This window comes from Acetobacter conturbans (assembly GCF_011516755.1).
GTDB lineage: Bacteria > Pseudomonadota > Alphaproteobacteria > Acetobacterales > Acetobacteraceae > Acetobacter > Acetobacter conturbans.
The window spans coordinates 96,930-117,083 of record NZ_WOSY01000011.1 but is presented as its reverse complement, the minus strand read 5'-3'; the positions used below and the strand labels follow the sequence as shown (position 1 = coordinate 117,083).

General features: G+C 57.2%; 19 protein-coding genes. 10 read left to right on the top strand and 9 right to left on the bottom strand.

What is annotated here, in order from left to right; translation table 11 throughout:
* Positions 1–2: 2 nt before the first annotated feature.
* From fliG to flhA, 5 genes are read left to right on the top strand one after another with little or no spacing between them, the layout of a single operon-like run.
* A complete protein-coding gene (gene fliG / locus GOB81_RS12320; protein ID WP_173570727.1) occupies positions 3–1,013 on the top strand; it encodes a flagellar motor switch protein FliG in 1,011 nt (336 codons plus the stop codon).
* Entirely contained in the window at positions 1,010–1,702 is a 693-nt protein-coding gene (locus tag GOB81_RS12315; protein WP_173570726.1) for a hypothetical protein, read from the top strand. The genes fliG and GOB81_RS12315 overlap by 4 nt, the downstream gene beginning before the upstream one ends.
* A gap of 16 nt (positions 1,703–1,718) precedes the next feature.
* Entirely contained in the window at positions 1,719–2,042 is a 324-nt protein-coding gene (gene fliN, locus GOB81_RS12310) for a flagellar motor switch protein FliN (RefSeq protein ID WP_173570725.1), read from the top strand.
* 10 nt (positions 2,043–2,052) lie between these two features.
* Positions 2,053–3,381: a sigma 54-interacting transcriptional regulator gene (locus GOB81_RS12305; protein ID WP_173570724.1), complete on the top strand. Its 1,329-nt coding sequence runs from the start codon at positions 2,053–2,055 to the stop codon at positions 3,379–3,381.
* A gap of 59 nt (positions 3,382–3,440) precedes the next feature.
* On the top strand, positions 3,441–5,531 hold the full coding sequence (flhA, locus tag GOB81_RS12300; RefSeq protein ID WP_408736932.1) for a flagellar biosynthesis protein FlhA: 2,091 nt from the start codon (positions 3,441–3,443) through the stop codon (positions 5,529–5,531).
* A 210-nt stretch (positions 5,532–5,741) separates the two neighbouring features.
* On the opposite strand, the gene truA is transcribed toward flhA, so the two are convergent.
* From truA to GOB81_RS12265, 7 genes are all read right to left on the bottom strand, one after another.
* The gene (gene truA, locus GOB81_RS12295; protein WP_173570722.1) at positions 5,742–6,554 is read right to left on the bottom strand and encodes a tRNA pseudouridine(38-40) synthase TruA; all 813 of its coding nucleotides are present in this window, start codon (positions 6,552–6,554) and stop codon (positions 5,742–5,744) included.
* The gene (gene fmt / locus GOB81_RS12290) at positions 6,551–7,465 is read right to left on the bottom strand and encodes a methionyl-tRNA formyltransferase (RefSeq protein ID WP_173570721.1); all 915 of its coding nucleotides are present in this window, start codon (positions 7,463–7,465) and stop codon (positions 6,551–6,553) included. Before fmt ends, truA begins: the two co-directional genes overlap by 4 nt.
* A 105-nt stretch (positions 7,466–7,570) precedes the next feature.
* Positions 7,571–8,122 carry a peptide deformylase gene (gene def / locus GOB81_RS12285; RefSeq protein ID WP_173570720.1) on the bottom strand — a complete coding sequence of 184 codons (552 nt, stop codon included), beginning with the start codon at positions 8,120–8,122 and terminating at the stop codon, positions 7,571–7,573.
* Between the two features lie 167 nt (positions 8,123–8,289).
* Positions 8,290–8,754, bottom strand: a complete 465-nt coding sequence (locus GOB81_RS12280) for a hypothetical protein (protein ID WP_173570719.1) — start codon at positions 8,752–8,754, stop codon at positions 8,290–8,292.
* Positions 8,747–9,847: an AI-2E family transporter gene (locus tag GOB81_RS12275; RefSeq protein ID WP_173570718.1), complete on the bottom strand. Its 1,101-nt coding sequence runs from the start codon at positions 9,845–9,847 to the stop codon at positions 8,747–8,749. The genes GOB81_RS12280 and GOB81_RS12275 overlap by 8 nt, the downstream gene beginning before the upstream one ends.
* Positions 9,848–10,100: 253 nt before the next feature.
* On the bottom strand, positions 10,101–11,726 hold the full coding sequence (locus GOB81_RS12270) for an inorganic phosphate transporter (protein ID WP_173570744.1): 1,626 nt from the start codon (positions 11,724–11,726) through the stop codon (positions 10,101–10,103).
* 168 nt (positions 11,727–11,894) lie between these two features.
* Positions 11,895–12,314, bottom strand: a complete 420-nt coding sequence (locus GOB81_RS12265) for a hypothetical protein (RefSeq protein ID WP_173570717.1) — start codon at positions 12,312–12,314, stop codon at positions 11,895–11,897.
* Positions 12,315–12,501: 187 nt separating this feature from the next.
* On the opposite strand from GOB81_RS12265, the gene alkB reads away from it, so the two are divergent.
* Positions 12,502–13,194: a DNA oxidative demethylase AlkB gene (alkB, locus tag GOB81_RS12260; RefSeq protein ID WP_173570743.1), complete on the top strand. Its 693-nt coding sequence runs from the start codon at positions 12,502–12,504 to the stop codon at positions 13,192–13,194.
* Between the two features lie 3 nt (positions 13,195–13,197).
* Here alkB and GOB81_RS12255 read toward each other — a convergent pair whose 3' ends face one another.
* Positions 13,198–13,806 carry a hypothetical protein gene (locus GOB81_RS12255; RefSeq protein ID WP_194299898.1) on the bottom strand — a complete coding sequence of 203 codons (609 nt, stop codon included), beginning with the start codon at positions 13,804–13,806 and terminating at the stop codon, positions 13,198–13,200.
* A 419-nt stretch (positions 13,807–14,225) separates the two neighbouring features.
* Between GOB81_RS12255 and GOB81_RS12250 the strand changes: the two genes are divergently transcribed.
* From GOB81_RS12250 to GOB81_RS12235, 4 genes are all read left to right on the top strand, one after another.
* Positions 14,226–15,716 (top strand): carboxypeptidase M32, encoded by a 1,491-nt coding sequence (locus tag GOB81_RS12250; protein ID WP_173570716.1) that lies wholly within the window; start codon positions 14,226–14,228, stop codon positions 15,714–15,716.
* A gap of 204 nt (positions 15,717–15,920) precedes the next feature.
* Positions 15,921–17,339, top strand: a complete 1,419-nt coding sequence (locus GOB81_RS12245; protein WP_173570715.1) for a class II 3-deoxy-7-phosphoheptulonate synthase — start codon at positions 15,921–15,923, stop codon at positions 17,337–17,339.
* A 120-nt stretch (positions 17,340–17,459) separates the two neighbouring features.
* Positions 17,460–18,764, top strand: a complete 1,305-nt coding sequence (locus tag GOB81_RS12240; protein ID WP_408736931.1) for a nicotinate phosphoribosyltransferase — start codon at positions 17,460–17,462, stop codon at positions 18,762–18,764.
* Positions 18,765–18,806: 42 nt separating this feature from the next.
* Positions 18,807–19,196, top strand: a complete 390-nt coding sequence (locus tag GOB81_RS12235) for a hypothetical protein (protein WP_173570713.1) — start codon at positions 18,807–18,809, stop codon at positions 19,194–19,196.
* Positions 19,197–19,254: 58 nt separating this feature from the next.
* On the opposite strand, the gene GOB81_RS12230 is transcribed toward GOB81_RS12235, so the two are convergent.
* Positions 19,255–20,112, bottom strand: a complete 858-nt coding sequence (locus GOB81_RS12230; protein ID WP_173570712.1) for a pyruvate, water dikinase regulatory protein — start codon at positions 20,110–20,112, stop codon at positions 19,255–19,257.
* Between the last annotated feature and the right edge of the window lie 42 nt (positions 20,113–20,154).

The window sequence follows — 20,154 nt, the reverse complement described above, 5'->3', positions numbered from 1 at the left end:
CCATGTTGGCGAAAACAAGCGTTACGAGTGGAGCTCAGAAGGCTGCCATTCTGCTCCTTGCCATGGGAGAAGAAAGCGGAACTCAGCTTCTTTCGACATTACAGGAAAACGAAATCCGCGAGATTTCATCCGCGATGGCCAAGATGGGTGTGGTGTCGGCAGAAGCAGTGGAAACGGTATGTGCCGAGTTTTCCAGTTCTTTTGCCTCAGCTGATACTCTCATCGGCTCGTATGAGACCACTGAAAGACTTTTGCGAAAAGCTTTTCCCAGTGATCGCGTCAATCTCATCATGGAAGAGATTCGCGGGCCAGCCGGGCGCACCTTGTGGGACAAGCTGGACAACGTTCCGGAAAACGTTCTGGCCAACTACCTTCGGAATGAATATCCGCAGACAGTGGCGGTAATTTTGAGCCGTTTACAGTCTTCACAAACGGCTCGTGTTCTCGCTTTATTGCCGGAAGATTTTTCCGTCGATGTCATGATGCGAATGCTGCACATGGATAATGTACAGCATGATGTGATTGACAGTCTGGAAACCACACTTCGGTCTGAGTTCATGGCAAGTCTTGCAAGATCGTCCAAGAGAGACAGTCATGAGTTGCTGGCCGAGATCTTCAATAATTTCGATAGACGAGTTGAAGGTCAGTTCATGAACGCGCTTGAAAAGCGTAATCTTGAAGATGCCGAACACGTCAAAGCACTCATGTTTACGTTTGATGACCTGCGTCGTCTGCCGCAGGAAGCTATCATGCGTCTTATGCGGGATATTGACCGAGAAAAGCTTCCTTTGGCGTTGAAGGGCTCTTCCGAAGATGTCCGGACTTTGTTTCTTTCTGCCATGACTGCGCGGGCTGGGAAGATGCTGCAGGATGAAATTTCTGCTCTGGGACCCGTTCGGATTAAGGATGTTGATGTTGCCCAGGCTGAAATCGTTTCTACTGCTAAAGCATTGGCCAATCAGGGTGAGATCGATCTGAATCCAGGATCGGAAACCAATGAGATGCTCGCATGACCACAGAAACGATTTCCACAAAACAAGATGTTTTGGGAATGTTGTTCTCTGAAGATTTTTCTCTGAATGAAATTGAGACGGAGAATGAAGAATGCGTAGAGGCAAACACTGAAGAAAAAGAGAGTAAAGAGTTTCTGCCGTTGCCAGTCACATACACATCTGAGCAGGTGACTGAGATGGTCGACGCCGCAGTGAAACAAGCGATAGAGAAGACACGAAGTGAGGTTGAGGAGGAGAAAAAGGAGCAGTTTGATCAAAGTTTTCAGGAAAAACTTAGTATACTTGAAGATTCATTTCTGGAAATAAATAAAAACATAAACAATGAAGTTGCTTCATATGCGCAGAAAGCATCGAATTCAATAATATCTTCTGTTGTGGCTGCTTTTCCTCAGTGGTCGGATGTGTATGATCCATTAAAGGCATCTAAGATATTGACTGTTGTTTCAGAATGTTTCTCGGAAGAATTCAGGGTGAGTATCAAATCTCACCCGGATAATTTTGTGAGTTTTGAAAGTGGTGAGTCCACGGATGTCAATGCTTTTGATCGTAAATTAGGTTTTGAGAAAGACCCTTCAATGAATAGGTCTGATTTTGAGATACAATGGAAAAATGGTTCAGTATCAAGAGATATTAATAAAATAGTTCGCGATATACTGTCTTCTATGGAAATATCTCACCTGCATTCGTAAGTAATAAGGAGTTTTTATGTCGGAAGAAACTGTTTCAGGCGATTTTCTGAATCTCGAGAATGCGGCGCCAGTTGCTGACAACGACCCTCCGCATGCATTGGAGGCGGTTTACGATATTCCGGTTACGGTCAGTGCTGTTCTTGGTCACGCAACAATGCAAGTCAGTCAGTTGTTGAAACTGGGGCGAGGGGCCGTTGTCGAACTCGATAAGAAAGTGGGTGAAGCAATCGATATTTATGTGAATAACAGACTGATTGCTCGGGGCGAAGTGGTAATGGTCGATGAGAGTCGTCTTGGTGTTACCATGACGGAAATAATAAAATCAGAAAAAGCCAACTGAGGTAAATTCTGTGCGCATTTTGATTGTTGGTTCTCTTTCGGGCGAACTCGGAAAAGCAGCAAAAATTGTACTTGCGCGTGGCGTCTCGATCGATCATGCTGAAACAGGCAAGGAAGCTGTAAGCAAAATATGTTTGAATGGCGATTACAGATTTATTTTTTGCTCTGTAATTGAAGATATATCAAGCCTGATCAAAAGAATGGAAAGCGAGCGTATCGCGGTTCCTGTTGTTGCCTGTGGGCCCGAAGATCCGGAAATGGCTGCTCATGCAATTTCCTGTGGCGCTGAGGATTATATCCCACTTCCTCCTGATCCTGATATTATTGCTGGGTTTCTCGAAAATGCCAGTCAAGAGAAGTCCACCTTTCTGACTATTGATCCCGTCATGAAGACATTCATGGCGGATGTCGAAAAAATTGCTGCCTCTGATGCTTCAGTGTTGATTACAGGAGAATCTGGAACAGGAAAAGAAGTCCTTTCAAAGTACATTCACGTTAAATCTAAAAGAGCTTCTGCGCCATTTGTTGCTCTTAATTGTGCGGCGTTGCCAGAAACTCTGGTTGAATCAGAGTTGTTTGGCCACGAACGCGGAGCTTTCAGCGGAGCCGCAACCCGGAGAGTGGGTCGATTTGAGGCTGCTAATCATGGTACACTTTTGCTAGACGAAATCAGTGAAATGGATATCCGTTTACAGGCAAAGTTACTGAGAGCGATCCAGGAGCGTGAAATAGATCGTTTGGGTGGAAATTCTCCTGTGCCTGTGGATGTCAGAATCATAGCGACATCTAATAGAAATTTGCCAAGTGAGGTGGAAACTGGTGGGTTCAGGCAAGATCTTTATTTTAGACTGAATGTTATTTCTCTGAGTATTCCTCCGTTACGTCAGAGGCAAAATGACATCCCATTACTTGCTAAATATTTTTCTGATCATTACAGTAAAGTGAATGGCCTGAAGCCGCGCCGTTTATCCTCTGAGGCTGTCGAAAAGCTACAAAAATATAATTGGCCAGGGAATGTTCGTGAGCTTGAAAATGCAATTCATCGCGCTGTAATCATTTCTTCCCATGAGGAAATAGACGAAAACTGTTTTATTTTTGCGGATTCTAATATTCCTTCAGTCGAGCCAGATAGTCCAACATGTTCCTGGGTTGGGCATAGAATGGACGAAATGGAACAGGCTTTTATTATAGATACATTGGTTCATACGGATGGAAACCGTACACACGCGGCTTCCATGCTTGGTATTTCCATTCGTGCATTACGTAATAAATTGAAGGAATATGCTGAGCACGGAGTATCCGTGCCGCCTCCTAATAGCGGAATGGCAGGATTATCATGAGTAAATATAAAAATCCTATTGCAGGTTTAAACATAAACGTGAATTCCTTTTTGAATTCAATGCGTTCTTTTAAATTAGATGATTTGAAAACGTTTGGGTGGCGGCGGCTTCTGCCCGGCAGTGATGTTGGTCTGGCTGTGGGCGTCGCAGTATTATTATCGATACTTGTCGTTCCGCTGCCCACGATGTTTCTGGATGTGGGACTCGCTCTATCGATTACCATATCTGTTTTGATTCTTATGGTTTCTCTATTTTTGAAGAGACCTTTGGATTTTACGTCTTTCCCAACTTTGCTGCTTCTGACGACACTGCTTCGTCTTGCCTTGGAAGTTGCCACTACACGTTTGATTCTTGGCCACGGCAATGAAGGTGTTTATGCCGCTGGACATGTGGTGGCAGCATTTGGCGGCTTCCTGATGGGTGGCGACGTTGTCATCGGGGGAATTCTATTTTCCATTCTTCTTGTTGTTAACTTCATGGTGATCACAAAAGGATCAGGACGCATCGCGGAAGTTGCGGCCAGGTTCTCTCTTGATGCCATGCCCGGCAAGCAGATGGCTATTGATGCTGAACTTGCGTCAGGTGCCATTTCCGATAAAGCGGCAAGAAAAAAACGAAGAGAACTGGAAGAAGAAAGCGGTTTTTACGGGTCGATGGACGGCGCGGCGAAATTCGTGCGCGGAGATGCGATAGCCGGCCTTATCATTACTGCGATTAATATTGTTGGTGGCTTGGCTATCGGCGTTGTGCGCCACGGTATGCCTTTGAGTGAAGCTGCATCTTCATTCACTACATTGACGATCGGTGACGGTCTCGTTTCACAGATTCCTGCCTTACTGGTGTCCACCGCAGCGGGCATCGTTGTAACCAAAGGGGGAACCGAGGGAGCAGCTGACGCAACGCTTGTTCGACAGTTGGCTGGTGGCCCCAAGCCTTTGGCGCTGGCATCTGGTATCGCAGCGGTCATGGCGCTTATGCCAGGACTGCCGATGCTGCCATTTCTTGGATTGGCAGGTGTCTGTGGTGGTCTGGCGTGGGCCCGACATATCAAGCCATTACCAGCGGAAGATGAGGGCGAGACTGCCGTTGCGCAGGTTCCTGCGCCTAATGCTGAACCTCCCATCACAGATTCACTCCGGATTGACATGATCCGGCTGGAGCTTGGTTTTGCCTTGTTGGGGCTGGCCAGCGGAGAAACGCCTCAGTTAACGGAACAGATCAAAATACTGAGGCGTACCATCGCCAGTGAAATGGGCTTTATACTTCCGCCTGTACGTATTCAGGACAACCTGCAGCTTCCTGCTGAGAAGTATGTTGTGAGAATTAAAGAAATAGAGGTGGGGTCAGGCGAAGTGCGGCCTAACCGACTGCTGGTTATGAATCCGAATGGGGGATTGCCTGCTTTGCAGGGGGAGGTTACCCAGGAGCCTGCATTTGGCCTGCAAGCGATGTGGGTCGATCCCTCATTGCGGGAAGAAGCGACGTTTGCGAATTATACCGTCGTTGATCCTGCAAGCGTTATGGTGACGCATTTAAGCGAGCTGGTGCGAGAAAATCTTTCGGAACTCCTTACATATTCCGAAACGCAGAAACTTCTGGATGATTTGCCCAGAGACCAGCAGAAGCTTGTGTCTGATATGGTTCCATCCCAGATCAGTCTCGGTGCCATACAAAGGGTGCTTCAGGCCCTGATTTCCGAACGCATTTCCATTCGTGATCTGACAACTATTCTTGAGAGTATTCAGGAAGCGTGCGGGCAGGGGCTTAGAGCTGTACCGCAGATTGTGGCTCATGTCAGAATAAGGCTGTGCAGACAGATTAGTGCTTCTGTCGTGGGGCCGAATGGGTACATCCCCATTGTTTCATTGAGCCCTGCATGGGAAAGCGTATTTCTGGATAGCATGGTCGGGCCGCCGGAAGATCGGCAACTGGCAATGGCACCGACCAAATTGAATGAATTCATAGCCAAGCTGAAAATAATCTTTGATCAGGTGGCCAATCTCAATGAAACGCCTGTCCTGGTGGTGGGTGGAGGTATTCGTGAAGGTGTGCACGCTATTATGGAGCGTTTGCGACCCTCGACTATTGTGCTGGCTCAGGGAGAAATTGCTCCGAGAGTCAAAATTCGGACGGTTGCTGTCATTCAGTAGAGTTGACAGATCGAAGAGTAATTTTTCCACGCTCCTCACGGAGCACGGAGCACGGAGCACGGAGCACGGAGCACGGAGCACGGAGCACGGAGCACGGAGCACGGAGCACGGAGCACGGAGCACGGAGCACGGAGCACGGAGCACGGAATAACGGTGTCGGAAGGAGAGGGGTTTTTCATCCCCCAAAACATCGAGGCGATCGGCAGGAATTTACCTGAACGGATCCGGCTCGTAATCGACGCCCACCAGATACAGCCCTTCGGACGGCGCCGTCGGTCCGCCAGCGCGCCGGTCCTTTGCTTCCAGTGCTACGCGAATCTGTTCAGGTTGCCACCGGCCGCAGCCGACAAGCTGCAAGGTCCCCACTAGGTTTCGCACCTGATGATGCAGGAAAGAACGTGCTTCCACGTCGAACACAATCAGTTCACCATCCCGCTTAATATCCAGCCGGTCCAAAGTCCTCATCGGGCTTCTGGCCTGACAGGCCGAGGCCCTGAAGGTGGAGAAATCATGGTGCCCAAGTAGCAATTCCGCCGCTACGCGCATGGCCTGAACATCCAGCGGGAATCTCACATGCCAGACACGGTTCGCTTCAATCCCCGGGCGGGAGGGGCGATTCAGGAGTCGATATCGATACCGGCGACGGATTGCGGAAAACCGGGCGTTCCATGAGGGATCAACCGATGCTGCATCCAGCACGACAACAGGGTGGCTCTTCAGATGGTAGGATAACCCATCCCGGACCGCACGCGTGTTCAGAGGCAGATCGGCTGGAAAATCGAGATGCGCCACCTGACCTGTCGCGTGGACACGCGCATCCGTTCGGCCTGCCGTTATGCTGGGAACAGGGCGTCCGCCAGCCAGACGGGCGGCGGCGGATTCCAGCAACGCCTGTACTGACAGGCCATTTTCCTGCTTCTGCCAGCCGACGAGCCCGGTGCCGTCATATTCAATTTTCACCGCCCATCGCTGCCGGTCGGCTGGAGCGTGGTCGCGGGGTAATGGAGATAGAGGAGTGCTCATGAACCGAGACGGGTGCCTGCACTGATGGGCTGACCGCGCAGGAACGACTCTGCGTTCATCATTCCACGCCCCGGGCGCTGGATCTGGCGGATGCTCAGGACTGTGTCATCGCCGCAGGCAACAACAAGGGTGTCGTTCAAGACCGTGCCGGCCGCGCCTGGACGTTTTGCCTCAATCTCTACGGCACCGATTTTGAGCGTTACACCGTCCAGCGTCGTGAAGGCTCCCGGCCAAGGGGTTAAGGCCCGAACCTGTCGGTCGATCATTTCGGCAGGCTGGGTCCAGTCGATCCGGCCATCTTCCTTGGTCAGGCGGCTGGCATAGGTGACGCCGTCTTCCGGTTGCGACATGGGAGGAGGATTCTCGGCCAGAACCTCCACAACCATTCTGGCCCCGAGTGCTGCGAGTTCGTCATGCAGCGTCGTGGCGGTCGTGACGGCTGTAATGGGAACGGGAACGGAGGCAAGCATGGCCCCCGTGTCGAGACCGACATCCATCTGCATGATGGTGACGCCGCTTTTCGTGTCTCCGGCGAGGATGGCACTCTGAATAGGCGATGCGCCACGCCACCGGGGAAGCAGGCTGGCGTGAATGTTCAGGCAACCCCGTGTGGGGGCGTCCAGCATCGCTTTCGGCAGGATCAGTCCATAGGCGGCGACAATGGCGACATCGAGTCTCTGGGCGGCGAACCACTCCAGTTCGTCCTGAGCATTGCGCAGTTTTTCGGGGTGCTTGACAGGAATCCCCAGCGTCTCTGCCATATGCTGCACAGGGGAGGGCCGGAGGGCTTTGCCGCGTCCCGCCGGGCGGGGAGGCTGGGTGTAGACCACGACGATCTCGTGCCCAGCATCACGGAGCGCACAGAGGGCCGGGACGGCGAAATCGGGCGTGCCCATGAAGGCCAGACGCATCGGCCAGTTCTCCAGTGATCAGAATACGGCAGGAATAGAACGAGTGTCTGATAAATGTTCCGGTGGAGAATTTCGCTCACCAACAACCGGAACCGAAGGTGGTCTTCAGTGCCGTTTCAGTTTCTGCTCTTTCGACAGGCGGCGCATGATCATGTTGCGGCGCAGTGTGGACAGGTGGTCCACGAACAGCACGCCGTCGAGATGGTCGATCTCGTGCTGGATGCAGGTTGCCAGAAGCCCGTCGACCTCACGCTCGCAGGTCTTGCCCTCGACATTCGTCCAGCGGACGCGCACGGCTTCGGGGCGCACCACTTCCGCATATTGATTGGGAAGGGAAAGGCAGCCTTCCTCGCGCGGAGTCATGACTTCGCTTTCAGTCAGGATCTCGGGATTGATCAGAATGATGGGCTGACGATCCTCGTCCTCGCCCAGATCGACGAGGACATAACGCTGGCTGATGCCCACCTGCGGGGCTGCGAGCCCGATGCCGGGGGCGGCATACATGGCGGAAAACATTCCCGGCAGTGAGGCTTTCAGCGCGGCCATGTCCTCAGGACGCACGGCCCGCGCCTGCTGACGCAGCACGGCATGCGGCGCGATAAGGATCTGGGTGGGCGCGGCATTCGCCCCGGCGAGGGAATAATCGACGTCGTTCATGCAGGACGATGTAGCCGCGCAATGCTGTTTTTTCCAGCCCCACATGCAGGGAAGAACGCCTGAAACGCAGTTTGGCGGACAACGCCATACAGGCCGACCAAGGTTTCATGTGTTCTGGAGACAAAAGGGGATGTTTCTTCCCCCCACCAGTCCACAGATCAGGAGACTTACCAGCTTTTGGGATCGTGCATGGCTGCGTCTGCCGGATCGTAGACCAGAGACAGGCGGTCAGCACCCGAGCCGCCATACCGGCAGACCACCTGAATGCTCGATACTTTGCCGGAGGCGTCCGCGATCGTCGGGATGGGCAGGCAGAGGTACCACAGCCTGCCATGCAAACCACCTGCTTCGCTGACGGAAAAGGCGCGCGGAGCGGAAACCGGCAGCGTGCCGTCGCGTCGCTGAGGGTGGTAATGCAGCGTTATGAGGCCCGTCGCGTCCGGATAATATTCCAGGCCGCATTCGCTGATGAATTTTGCCAGCGTCGGCTCGCGCAGCAAGGTCTGGTCCGGTTCTTCCTGCGCGCAGAGTTTCTGTTTCGCCTGCTCATCATGGGCGCATCCGGCCACCAGCAGAACAGTGGCGAGACTGACAACAGTGGTCAGGCGGCTCATGGTGCGGCGTTCAGACACGCTCATCATCCTCAAGCGGAGGCGAGAGCTTGTCGCCGACAGCGAGCAGCATCGCCGTCAGAGGGGATGCGAGAATAAGGCCCGGGGCACCGAAGATTCCACCGAAGAATGTCTGCGAAAGGACCGTGATGCCGGGTGGCATCTGCACGGCCCGGCGCTGGATCAGGGGCGCCATCACGTTGCCTTCGAAGAACTGCACGATGGTGTAGAGCGCCGCGACCATGGCGGTTTCGCGCAGGCCGAGAGACAGGGCGAGCAGCATGGCGGGGACAGCGCCGAGGATCGCGCCGATATAGGGAATGAAGTTACAGAGCGCGGCGAGGAAGCCGAGGCTGAGCGCCAGCGGGACGCCGATCATCCAGAGCCCGACGCCGGAGAGGATGCCCACCACGGCCATGTCGAGCGCCTGTCCGGCGACCCATGCCCACAGGGTGTCCGCCGCGACCAGCATGACCGCACGTCCTTCTCCCCTCCAGTGACGGGGCACCAGACGGAGCATGCCGTTGGCATAGAGGGCAGGCGAGGCCGCGAAATAGAGCCCGGCGATGATGACCACGGCCATCGTGCCGAGCACGCCGAATGCCGAGCCCAGAAAGCCTGTCATCGATCCAGCGATGCGGGACCCGAGCGACATCAGGCCACCGCTTTCGGTCCCGCTGCGGGCATGGCCACCGAGAGAGGCCGGGAGGTAGTCAAGAAGAACACGTCCCTGGGGCCAGGTTGCGATCTGATTGCGCAGCGCCAGCACCTGCGTCGTCAGGGCGTCCCGCAACTGGGCGGCCTGTGCGACGATATCCGACCCGCTGGTCCAGAAGACCCCGACGAAAAGTGCCACCATAGCCATGCAGACAATCGCCAGCGTCGCGCCATAGGGCAGGTGGGTCCAGCGCCGCAGCATCCGGGCAAGACCATGCAGCACCACGGCGAACAGGGTGGCGGCGAACACCACCATGATCACATCCCCGACCAGCCAGACGGCGAGCATCACCGCGGCAATCAGCAGGGTGAGACGCAGTATCCGGGCGATACTGTCTAGCGGGGGATCTTGCGGAGGAGGGGCGTGGTGTTCGTGAGCGGGCAGATCGGTGGTCATGAAAATCGGTCACCTGAAAAAACGGTGGGGGAGCGCCGTGCAACCGCACCCGATTCAGGTCGTAGGACGCCTGTCTGTTTTTTCCAAGAGCAAGCGCTCGTGTTCCGCTCCGAAGGGAGACGCTCTACCACATGCATACCCTTATGGAAGAATGTCGTGGCGACCGTATCTGAACATTGGATGACGGTCATAAAAAAGGGACGGAAGCCAATGGCTCCCGTCCCCTTTAATCCTTTCGGATGAGGCTTGCCGTTCAGAAAATCTGGCGGAACAGCACGTAGAGGCAGCCCGAGATTGCCATAGCGGCAGGAAGGGTTGTCACCCAGGCCAGCGCCATGGAGCGAAGCGTGGACCACTGCAGGCCGGAGCCGTTGGCTTTCATGGCCCCTGCGACGCCGCTGGACAGAATGTGCGTCGTGGAAACCGGAAGACCATACTGCTCGGCGAGCGTAATGGTGGTCATGGCCACCACTTCGGCGGAGGCACCTTCAGCGTAGGTCAGGTGCGTCTTGCCGATCTTTTCGCCAACCGTGACGACAATGCGCTTCCAGCCAACCATCGTGCCCAAGCCGAGGGCAATGGCGACTGAGACCTTCACCCAGATCGGGATGAAGCGTGTGCCGGCATACAGGCTCGACTGGAAGGACTTCAGGGACTTTTTCTCGTCCGCATTGAAGCTGGCGCCTTCACCCATCACGCGGATGGCGTCGGCGACGAGATACATGTCGGTTCGAACGTTCGGCACTGCGGCAGCCGGAACCGATTTCATCGAGCCATAGGTGCGGACCGACGTAGAGATATCGCTGCTGAGAGTCGCCAGTGCGCTGTAGACCTCAGGCGTGGAAACGGAGCGGGTGCGGAGAGCTTCCCCGACCACATTGCGGGCTTTCAGGTCATCGGCAGGCGCCGGAATATCGGCCGCATGAGCCTGGAAGATCTGATGTGCCTGATCGGCCGTCTGGATGAAGGCCGGCATGGCGCTTTCCGGCATGGCGCGGTTCAGCGCATAGGCGGTCGGCGCGGCACCGATCAGGATCAGCATGATGAGACCCATGCCTTTCTGGCCGTCATTGCCGCCGTGCGAGAAGGAGACGCCTGTGCAGGTGAAGATCAGCAGGCCGCGGATCCACCACGGTGGCGGCTGGTGGCCCTTAGGTGCGTCATAGAGCGCCCGGTTCTTGACCAGCAGCTTCAGCGTCAAGAGCATTAGAGCTGCCATGACGAACCCACAGACCGGGCTGAAGAGAAGGGCTGAGAAGACCTTGCGGACCTGCTCCCAGTTGACGCCCTGGGTCGCGGCTCCGGCAGGTGCCATGAACTGGTTGGCGAGGCCGACGCCCATGATCGAGCCGACAAGGGCGTGTGAGGAGCTGTTCGGAATACCGAATGCCCATGTCACGAGGTTCCACACGATGGCGGCGATCAGCAGGGCGAAGATCATGGCGTAACCAGCGGAACTGCCTGCCTGAAGAATCAGCTCAACCGGCAGCAGCGTGACGATGCCGTAGGCGACCGCGCCAGCGGATGTGGCGACGCCGAGGAAGTTCCAGAAGCCTGACCACACGACTGCGAACAGCGGCGGCAGGCTGTGTGTGTAGATGACCGTAGCGACAGCATTCGCCGTATCGTGAAAGCCGTTCACGAATTCAAAGGCGAGGGCGATGATGAGAGCAACGCCTAGAAGAACGAAAGTTCCGGTGGCGAGAGGCCCCGCATTCGCCGCGTGCATGTCACTCAGAATGCTGGACGCAGCAAAGACGAGGGCGCCGATAAGCACGGCGAAGAAAAGGAAGACATGAAGCGGTTTATTGCCGCCTTCAAGCTCCGGGCGGGAAAGCGGCGGTGTCTCTGCCACGGAGTTCAGGGTCGCCTGGGACATCATCTATCCATACATACTTAGTTAACCTGCCAGCGGTTTACGGTATGGGATGGCCAAAAGCGACGAATCAAGGGTTACGGTTTTATGACGCCTCCCTTTGAAGGGGAGCGACCGATTTACTGAACGTTGGCGACATTGAGAATTTTCTCAGACGGCTCACAGGAAACTTCAGCGGGGGGAAACCCATCCGTTACCCGTGGAATCGCCCAGCGAGCCACCGCCAGTCGGGCCGGTGTCCTGATAGGCTGAACCGAACTTTGAAAGATCCGCCCCTGTCACGGCATCACGGGTCACATGCTGGGCATGCTCCGGGTCGGGACCGTGGGTGAGATCCATCGAAGGCGCATCCTGATAGCCCGGCGGCAGTTTGCGATGTCCCTTGACGTGAAGATTTTCGTGCCGTCCCGACGCCTGTCCGGCAGTGCTGGAATCCTCACGCGTCGGATCGCCCGACATCATTTCCGCTCCGGCCAGCGCACCGCTTTCCTGGGCGTGGGCATGCGTCGGGGCCGTCATTCCTGCCGTTATCATCAGGGCAAGCAGCGCTGTAGCCGGAAAAACAGCGGTGAAGCGGGTAGAAGCAAACATCGAAATCATCTCTCAGGGCGGGAGCATGCGCTGTTGGGCGGATACCCATCGTCAGGGTCAAGCACCCATTCTATAGTCAGCGGGTTCCATGTTACAACCGCAACGACTGCCGGGCGGTTTCTTCGTCTCAGCATGTCACAGGGCAGGCCGCAATCCCTTGGGCGGAATCCCCTGAGCGAGAGGCGTGATGACAGCCGATCTGTTCGATCTTCCGGAAGCGCATTCACCCGAGGCCGCCGAACCGATCCACCTTGATGAAGGGGCGGTTATTTTCCCCGGTATGGCGTTGCCGCAGGCTCCGGCCCTGCTGGATGCGACTCGTTCAATCGTCCGACAGGCCCCGTTCCGGCATCTCGTGACCCCCGGAGGCCACCGTATGTCGGTCGGCATGACGGCTTGCGGGGACTATGGCTGGACTTCGGATCGCTCGGGATACCGTTATACCCGCACGCAGCCGGACAGCGCACAACCCTGGCCACCGATGCCCGATGTCTTCAGGGCGCTTGTGCTGGCAGCCACCGAACGAGCCGGGTTCGATCGCCCCCCGCTCCAGTCGGGACTGATCAATCTTTATCGCCACGGCACACGTCTTTCCCTGCATCAGGATCGGGACGAGGATGCGCCCGACAGTCCCATCGTGTCCGTGTCTCTGGGTGTGGCCGCCACGTTTCTGTGGGGCGGCCTGACACGGGAGGCCCCCGTCCGGCGCTTCCGGCTGTCTCACGGCGATGTCGTGGTGTGGGGCGGCCCCTCGCGTTTCGTCTTTCACGGCATTGCGCCATTGCCGCGTATGACGCATCCGGCGACCGGTGAGTGTCGCGTCAACCTCACCTTCCGGAATGTCATGAGTGAGGCGAACGCCGCTCTCAGGGAGCGTTGAGTTTCAGGGCCGGTTGTAGTGTGGTTTTTTCTTCATGTTGATGAACAGCTGAATGGCTCCGGCGTCGTCAAACCCCGAAGGCGCAGGGCCTCTGATGCCCGCTCCGTCGATGCGGGTGGGGGAGACGCGGGATGACAGTCCGCAGTCCGACAGGGCGCGCGCAACAGCAAGGCCGACAAGACGGTCTCTGCTGTAGATATAATATTCCGCGACGCCGCCGGCGGAGAAAACCTGTGAGCGCCGAACCTGCTTGTTTATGGCTTCAAGTGTCGCCTGCATCTGGTCTCCGAAGTAACCCGCCTCCGCATCTCCGGCGATGGTCAGAATCTCGAAGTCGCGGCCTGCTCCGGTCAGGCCGTTCTGGAGGCAGATACGCGTCCGGTCGTCGATGTCTCTCCAGACGGCATTCGCCTGAATCTGTGTGGCGCGCGCTTCGGCTTGCGCTGCCTCCCTTTGTGCCGTCAGCACGGCAATCTGTTCGCTCTGGATTTGAAGCGTCCTGAAAAGGGCTGACCGGTCGAGACCATATAAAATGCCAGCAGCCACGCATCCGGCAAAAGCACCCGCCACGCAGGCGATAATCAGACTCCAGAGCGGGGATATGCCGCGCATGTCTCTTCTCGCATAGCGGGGTGCAGGCCACGCGTTTTCAGGTTTTCCAAATTCAAACATCAGGTGCGGGGCGCCATACGGAAGGGAAGTGGGTGACGGTCTCAGGGAGCGGAATCATCGATAGACGCATCATTCCGGCGGGCAGCCCATAATGTTCATCCACTCATCTTCCTTATGCTGTGGTCTGCGGGCGGTCTGACCTCGCGAAGAAGGGGAAAGTCCGGCGCAGAGATATCAGCGGTGAAGGAGGAGGTGAATAGAGTGTGCACTGGAAATCAGCGGTTCCGGTTCGCTATCGTCCTGTTGTCACAGAAGATTCCCGTCGCAGGCAGCCTTCTCATTGTCTGATGTCGCTGTTGTCGCCAAATACACCATCACCCGGCATACTTCCTCCTCCTTGATCTAACGGGAGCCTCTTCATGAGTGCCTATGACAGCGTGCATCGTCTCTTCGGCCGCATTTCCTCGCTGGAAGATGCCGGCGGCATTCTTTCATGGGACCGTGACACCATGATGCCTGTCGGCGCTGCCGGTCGTCGCGCCACCGTCATGGCGACACTCAGCGGCCTCCAGCATGAAATGCTGACCAAACCCGAAGTGGCCGATCAGCTGAACCGGGCGGACGCGGAGGGCGACCCGTGGCGGCAGGCGAACCTGGACGAGATGATCCGCCTCCATGCGCGAGCCGTCGCGGTGCCGGGGGATCTGGTGGAGGCGCTTTCCAGAGCCGGGTCGGAAGCGGAAATGGTCTGGCGGCAGGCGAGAAAGGACAGCGACTTCAAGGCTCTGCTGCCAGCTCTCCAGACGGTGCTCGATCTGACACGCGAAAGCGCCGCCGCCGTGGGCGAGGCGCTGAATCTGTCACCCTATGACGCGCTGCTCGACGGGTTCGACCCGGGCATGACGCAGGCGACGATCACGCCGATTTTCGACACGCTGGCGCGTGAGCTTCCGTCCCTCATCAGGGATGTTCTGGCCGCGCAGGCCGCCCGCCCGCCTGTGGGGCAGGTCGGCCAGTCCCCGTTCCCCATCCCGGCGCAGGAACAACTCGGTCTGCGAATGATGCGGCGTGTGGGGTTCGACATGACGCGCGGGCGGCTGGACGTGAGCGCCCACCCGTTCTGTGGCGGCGCGACCAGCGATGTCCGCATCACCACCCGTTATGAGGAGAATGACTTTCTCCCGGCCTTCCTCGGCGTCATGCATGAAACAGGTCATGCGCTGTATGAGCAGGGCCTCCCGCAAGACTGGATGGGGCAACCCGTCGGACGCGCACGCGGCATGACCATGCATGAAAGCCAGTCGCTGCTGCTGGAGATGCAGGTCACGCGGTCCCGTGCTTTTGCCGAATTCGCAGCGCCCGTCATGGCGGAGGCGTTTGGATCGAACGACTCATGGGGGGCGGAAAATCTCTATCGGCACATGACCCGTGTCGAGCCGGGTTTCATTCGCGTGGATGCGGATGAGGTAACGTATCCGGCCCACATCCTCACCCGTTACGAACTGGAAGTGGCGATGATCGATGGAAAGCTGGCGCTGAAAGATCTGCCTGATGCTTTCAATGGACGTATTCGCGATCTGCTGGGTCTGGAGGTTCCGGATGACCGGCGCGGTTGTCTTCAGGATATTCACTGGCCGCTTGGTCTGTGGGGCTATTTCCCGTGCTACGCGCTGGGTGCGCTGACGGCGGCGCAACTGTTCGCGGCAGCGCGCGCGGCTGTGCCTGATCTGGATAACGGGATCGCGAAGGGCGATTTCACGTCGTTGCTGGGCTGGCTTCGCAAGGCGGTTCACGAACGGGCCAGCAGCGTCTCGACGGAAACCATCGTCAGGGAAGCGACCGGCAGCAATCTGGGTGCGGAAGCCTATCTCGCGCATGTCCGGCGGCGCTATATCGACGATGCCGGGTGAGGAGCGAGACAAAATATTAAGGTCAGTCTTGTTCTGATCGGCGTGTCAGGGGCTTGCGGGAAGGAGTGGGGCCTCTCATTTTGCACTTCAGGCCAATCTCCGCCATAATCTGCACCCCGCTTCACAGCGGTCCCTTCCACCTCAGCTTTACAGAAACATGCCGGACGGCCTGCGCCCCGGCACAAGCATCGACAGGAATCGACCATGAGTGTCACGCTCAGCCCTTCTGCATCCCTTCGGACAGCCAGTTCAGCGGCTGCGAACTGGTCGCCGGAGAGCTGGCGGTCATTTCCCATCAAGCAGGTGCCGACTTATCCGGATGACGCGGCCCTGAAGGCCGTCGAAGCGCGTCTGCACCGCTATCCTCCGCTGGTTTTCGCCGGAGAAGCCCGGCGTCTGCGCGAGCATCTGGCTCTGGCCGCCTCGGGAAAGGCGTTCGTGCTGCAGGGCGGCAACTGTGCCGAGAGCTTCTCGGAGTTCTCCGCCGACTTCGTCCGCGACACATTCCGCGTTCTGCTTCAGATGGCGGTGGTCCTGACCTTCGGCGCGAAAGTGCCTGTGGTGAAGATCGGCCGCATCGCCGGACAGTATGCCAAGCCGCGTTCGTCGGACACGGAAACGATCGATGGTGTTTCGCTGCCGTCCTACCGGGGCGACATCATCAACGGACCCGCTTTCACCGCAGCGGATCGCATTCCTGATCCCGTGCGGATGGAAACGGCCTACTTCCAGTCCGCCAGCGTGCTGAACCTGTTGCGTGCGTTCTCGCGGGGCGGTTACGCCAATCTGCATCGCGTCAATCGCTGGAATCTCGGCTTTGTCGAGCGCTCTCCGCTTGCCGAACGCTACCGGGCCCTTGCCGAGCGTATCGACGAGACGCTGGCGTTCATGGGTGCCTGCGGGATCAACTCCGTGACTGCGCCGCAGATCGACGAGACGGAGTTCTACACCTCCCACGAGGCACTTCTGCTTCAGTATGAGCAGGCGTTCACCCGTGTCGATTCCACGTCCGGCGAATGGTACGACTGTTCGGCTCACTTCCTGTGGATCGGTGATCGCACCCGTCAGCCGGAGGGTGCTCATGTCGAATTCCTTCGAGGCGTGCGCAACCCGATCGGCATCAAGGTCGGACCGACGACGCAGATCGATGCGCTGGAAAACCTGCTCGAAATCCTCAACCCCGCGGATGAAGCGGGTCGTATCACCCTGATCTCCCGCATGGGCGCGACAAAGGTTCAGGATCACCTGCCGTCGCTGGTCCGGGCCGTGAAGGGAACGGGTCGCACCGTGACGTGGATGTCCGATCCCATGCACGGCAACACGATTTCCACGGCGACCAACGTGAAGACCCGGTCGTTCGAGGCGATCCTGACGGAAGTGCAGGGGTTCTTCGATATCCTGACGGCCGAGGGTGTGGTGCCGGGTGGCGTTCACATGGAAATGACGGGGCAGGACGTGACCGAGTGTGTCGGTGGCGCACATCAGCTCACCGAGCACGATCTCGGGGCGCGGTATGAGACGTTCTGTGATCCGCGTCTCAATGCCGAGCAGTCGCTCGAACTGGCGTTTCTCATTGCCGAGGAACTCAATTCGCGCGCCCGCAGTCTGAAAAAGGCTCTCTGAACTTCATCGGAGCCTTTTGTGGCGAAGGTCCCTACCTTCGTCACAAAACGGTGCGTTCCACTCCGATGAGGCCTTTCATGTGGGGGAATGGGGTTGTCGCATGCCCCTCACTCCGGTCACATGCGACATTGCATTTTCTCGCGGTGCCTAGCGAAAGGGCTGGTCGTGGTATCTACTCCCTCTCAGAGTAACCCCTCGTCGTATTCGGAAACCGCATCGGCAGCAGGGGTGGAATCGTCGTTTTGCGCTGCCCCCGTCGATGACGCGGCGATCAGGGCGCGCACAGACAGTTATTTCAACCGCACCAAGGCCATAGTCACCCGCTTTGGGGATTGTGTGGTCACCTATGCCGTTTTCGTCCGCAGACCGGTGCTGTCGGCGACGGCCATGGTCGAGCAATGGCTGAAAAACATCGCCCACGAACGCGGGATCGAGATCCTCGTCGAGCCGGTGTTCCCGGAAGGCGAATGGGTGGGAGCGGGTGAGCCCCTGCTCTATATCACCGGGTTCTTCTCCCATCTCGTCGATCTTGAAACGCTCGTGCTGCAGAAAATCGGCTCGTGCTGCGTGGCGGCTCACCGCGCCTACCAGATGGCCATTTCATTGCCCAAGGCGCAGTTTCTCGCCATGGAGGCGCGCCATTGCGCCGGTTATGAAATGCAGGAACTGATGGTGTACGGCGCATCCGTCGGCAGCCGGACGGCCCGGAAGGAAGGGGCTGTCGGGTTTGTCGGCTGCGCGAACGATGCGACAGCCGCTTTTTTCGGCCAGACTCATGGTTTCGGAACGATGCCGCATGCCCTGATCGGCTATGCCGGTTCCACGCTGCGTGCGGCCGAAATGTTCCATGAGGTCTATCCCGACAAGGATCTGACAGTGCTTGTGGATTATTACGGGCGTGAGATTACGGACGGACTGGCCGTTTGCAGGCGGTTCAAGGATCTCGCAGAGGCGGGCCGTGTGGGCCTGCGTCTCGATACGCATGGCGGACGTTTTCTCGAGGGGCTTGATCCTCAGGAATCCTACGCGGTGCTGGATCGTTATGTCCCGGATGCGCTCCGGCGCTATCGGTCGGAAAGCGAACTGCGCAATCTGATCGGAACCGGCGTTTCCGCCGCAGCGATCTGGCGGATGCGGGAAGTGCTGGATCAGGCTGGGTTCGAGAAGGTGAAGATTGTTGTATCGTCCGGCTTTGGTGTCACCAAATGCGCCAGCATGGCGGACGCCAGCGCGCCGATCGATGTGGTGGGTACGGGTTCGTTCATTCCCAAGCTCTGGAATGAAACCTACGCCACGGCTGACATCGTGACGTATGACGGATCGGAAAGCGTCAAGGTGGGACGCGAGTTCCTGCTTCCTTCCTTTCGCCGGGCGGAAGAAAACCGCCGCAATCTGATGCATCGGGACGACCGGCCACGCGGCTGAGGTCATGTCCACAAACAGCCGTTACAGACAGGAGTTTCTTGCATGATCGATGATGAGGACAATGCTGCCGAAGCACAGGAGGCCACGCAGCCGACCGGGTGGGTCGTACGTCTGCTCGACCTGTCCGGTGGTGCTGAAGATAACATCATCGAAGATATCAAGGGTTTCCCGGATCTGGAACATGCCAGCGCTTTCGCGCGGGCTTATGTGCGCGACAATATCGAGATCTGTCGGGCAGCGGGCGCATCCTCACGCGAGACGCTCGATACATGGTTTGCCTTCGGTGAAAACGCCGAGATTCTCGATGCGCCAGATGGCTGGAAAGCCTCAACCGAGCTCAACGATTTTATTGAATATCCCGCAACACCTGAAGAACGCGACTGGCGCAGTCTTGATCCAAGACACAACGCCTCTTCCATGGAAGAAGAGTAAGGCGAGGGACAAGACGCCCTCCGCCTCCTTCATGTCAGTGTGAGCGACCGTGGTTCTCTCAGCCGGGAGCCGAAATCGGGTTGGGATGTTCAAGAATATCCAGAACGGCCGCGCTGGTTTCCTCGATTGAGCGGCGGGTGATGTCGATGATCGGCCATCCGTGGCGCCCGCAGAGCCGTTTGGCCCAGAGCAGCTCGCTCCGCACCTCGTCCGGATCAATGTAGCTTGTCTGACGCAGGGATACGCCCCCTGTGTGGTGCTTGGTCGGGACCATGGTGTTCAGACGTGTCCGGCGGATTTCAATAAGGGCTTCCGGGGCGATCGTCAGGCCGATGACGGGGACTTTCAACTCGAACAATTCCGGCGGCAACGGTGTGTCCGGCACGAGCGGCACGTTGGCGGCCTTGATGCCCTTGTTGGCAAGATAGAAGCAAGTCGGGGTTTTCGAGGCGCGGGAAACACCCACGAGCACGACATCTGCATCCTTCAGTTCCCGGGTCTGCTGCCCATCGTCATGCTCGATGACATAATGCATGGCGTCGATGCGACGGAAATAATTGGCATCCATGATGTACTGGGCACCAGCTTTCCCGTCCGCCGCCTGTGTCCCCGTCACGCTCTCCAGAAAGACCAAGGTGTTGTCCATGACATCCAGCAACTGGGCGCCGACCCGAGTGCAACCATCTTCAAGATCTTTTTGAAGGCCGGAATCTGCCAGGGAGGAGAGGACCGGGCCGGGTTCCTGAGCAATGCCCATCATCACCCGCCGCAACTGCGTGTGGCTGCGTACGAGATTCCAGTGACGGATCTGAAATTCGACGTCGGGAAAATGGGGTCCGCAGGCTTTTGCAAGGGAGTCCAGAGTCTGCCCGATCCCGCCCGAGACCAGATGAAGATAGATGCTGCGTTTTGTCATGTCTGGACCTGTGTGAAAGAGGCATGTTCCATCAGTCTTTTG

Excerpts from the sequence above, each read along its gene's own strand:
- GOB81_RS12265 (WP_173570717.1), bottom strand. The coding sequence starts at position 12,314 with ATGTTTGCTTCTACCCGCTTCACCGCTGTTTTTCCGGCTACAGCGCTG.
- GOB81_RS12230 (WP_173570712.1), bottom strand. The coding sequence starts at position 20,112 with ATGACAAAACGCAGCATCTATCTTCATCTGGTCTCGGGCGGGATCGGG.
- fliG (WP_173570727.1), top strand. The coding sequence starts at position 3 with ATGTTGGCGAAAACAAGCGTTACGAGTGGAGCTCAGAAGGCTGCCATT.
- alkB (WP_173570743.1), top strand. The coding sequence starts at position 12,502 with ATGACAGCCGATCTGTTCGATCTTCCGGAAGCGCATTCACCCGAGGCC.
- GOB81_RS12250 (WP_173570716.1), top strand. The coding sequence starts at position 14,226 with ATGAGTGCCTATGACAGCGTGCATCGTCTCTTCGGCCGCATTTCCTCG.
- truA (WP_173570722.1), bottom strand. The coding sequence starts at position 6,554 with ATGAGCACTCCTCTATCTCCATTACCCCGCGACCACGCTCCAGCCGAC.
- GOB81_RS12255 (WP_194299898.1), bottom strand. The coding sequence starts at position 13,806 with ATGCGCGGCATATCCCCGCTCTGGAGTCTGATTATCGCCTGCGTGGCG.
- GOB81_RS12315 (WP_173570726.1), top strand. The coding sequence starts at position 1,010 with ATGACCACAGAAACGATTTCCACAAAACAAGATGTTTTGGGAATGTTG.
- GOB81_RS12235 (WP_173570713.1), top strand. The coding sequence starts at position 18,807 with ATGATCGATGATGAGGACAATGCTGCCGAAGCACAGGAGGCCACGCAG.
- def (WP_173570720.1), bottom strand. The coding sequence starts at position 8,122 with ATGAACGACGTCGATTATTCCCTCGCCGGGGCGAATGCCGCGCCCACC.
- fmt (WP_173570721.1), bottom strand. The coding sequence starts at position 7,465 with ATGCGTCTGGCCTTCATGGGCACGCCCGATTTCGCCGTCCCGGCCCTC.
- fliN (WP_173570725.1), top strand. The coding sequence starts at position 1,719 with ATGTCGGAAGAAACTGTTTCAGGCGATTTTCTGAATCTCGAGAATGCG.
- flhA (WP_408736932.1), top strand. The coding sequence starts at position 3,441 with ATGCGTTCTTTTAAATTAGATGATTTGAAAACGTTTGGGTGGCGGCGG.
- GOB81_RS12245 (WP_173570715.1), top strand. The coding sequence starts at position 15,921 with ATGAGTGTCACGCTCAGCCCTTCTGCATCCCTTCGGACAGCCAGTTCA.
- GOB81_RS12240 (WP_408736931.1), top strand. The coding sequence starts at position 17,460 with ATGCGACATTGCATTTTCTCGCGGTGCCTAGCGAAAGGGCTGGTCGTG.
- GOB81_RS12270 (WP_173570744.1), bottom strand. The coding sequence starts at position 11,726 with ATGTCCCAGGCGACCCTGAACTCCGTGGCAGAGACACCGCCGCTTTCC.
- GOB81_RS12275 (WP_173570718.1), bottom strand. The coding sequence starts at position 9,847 with ATGACCACCGATCTGCCCGCTCACGAACACCACGCCCCTCCTCCGCAA.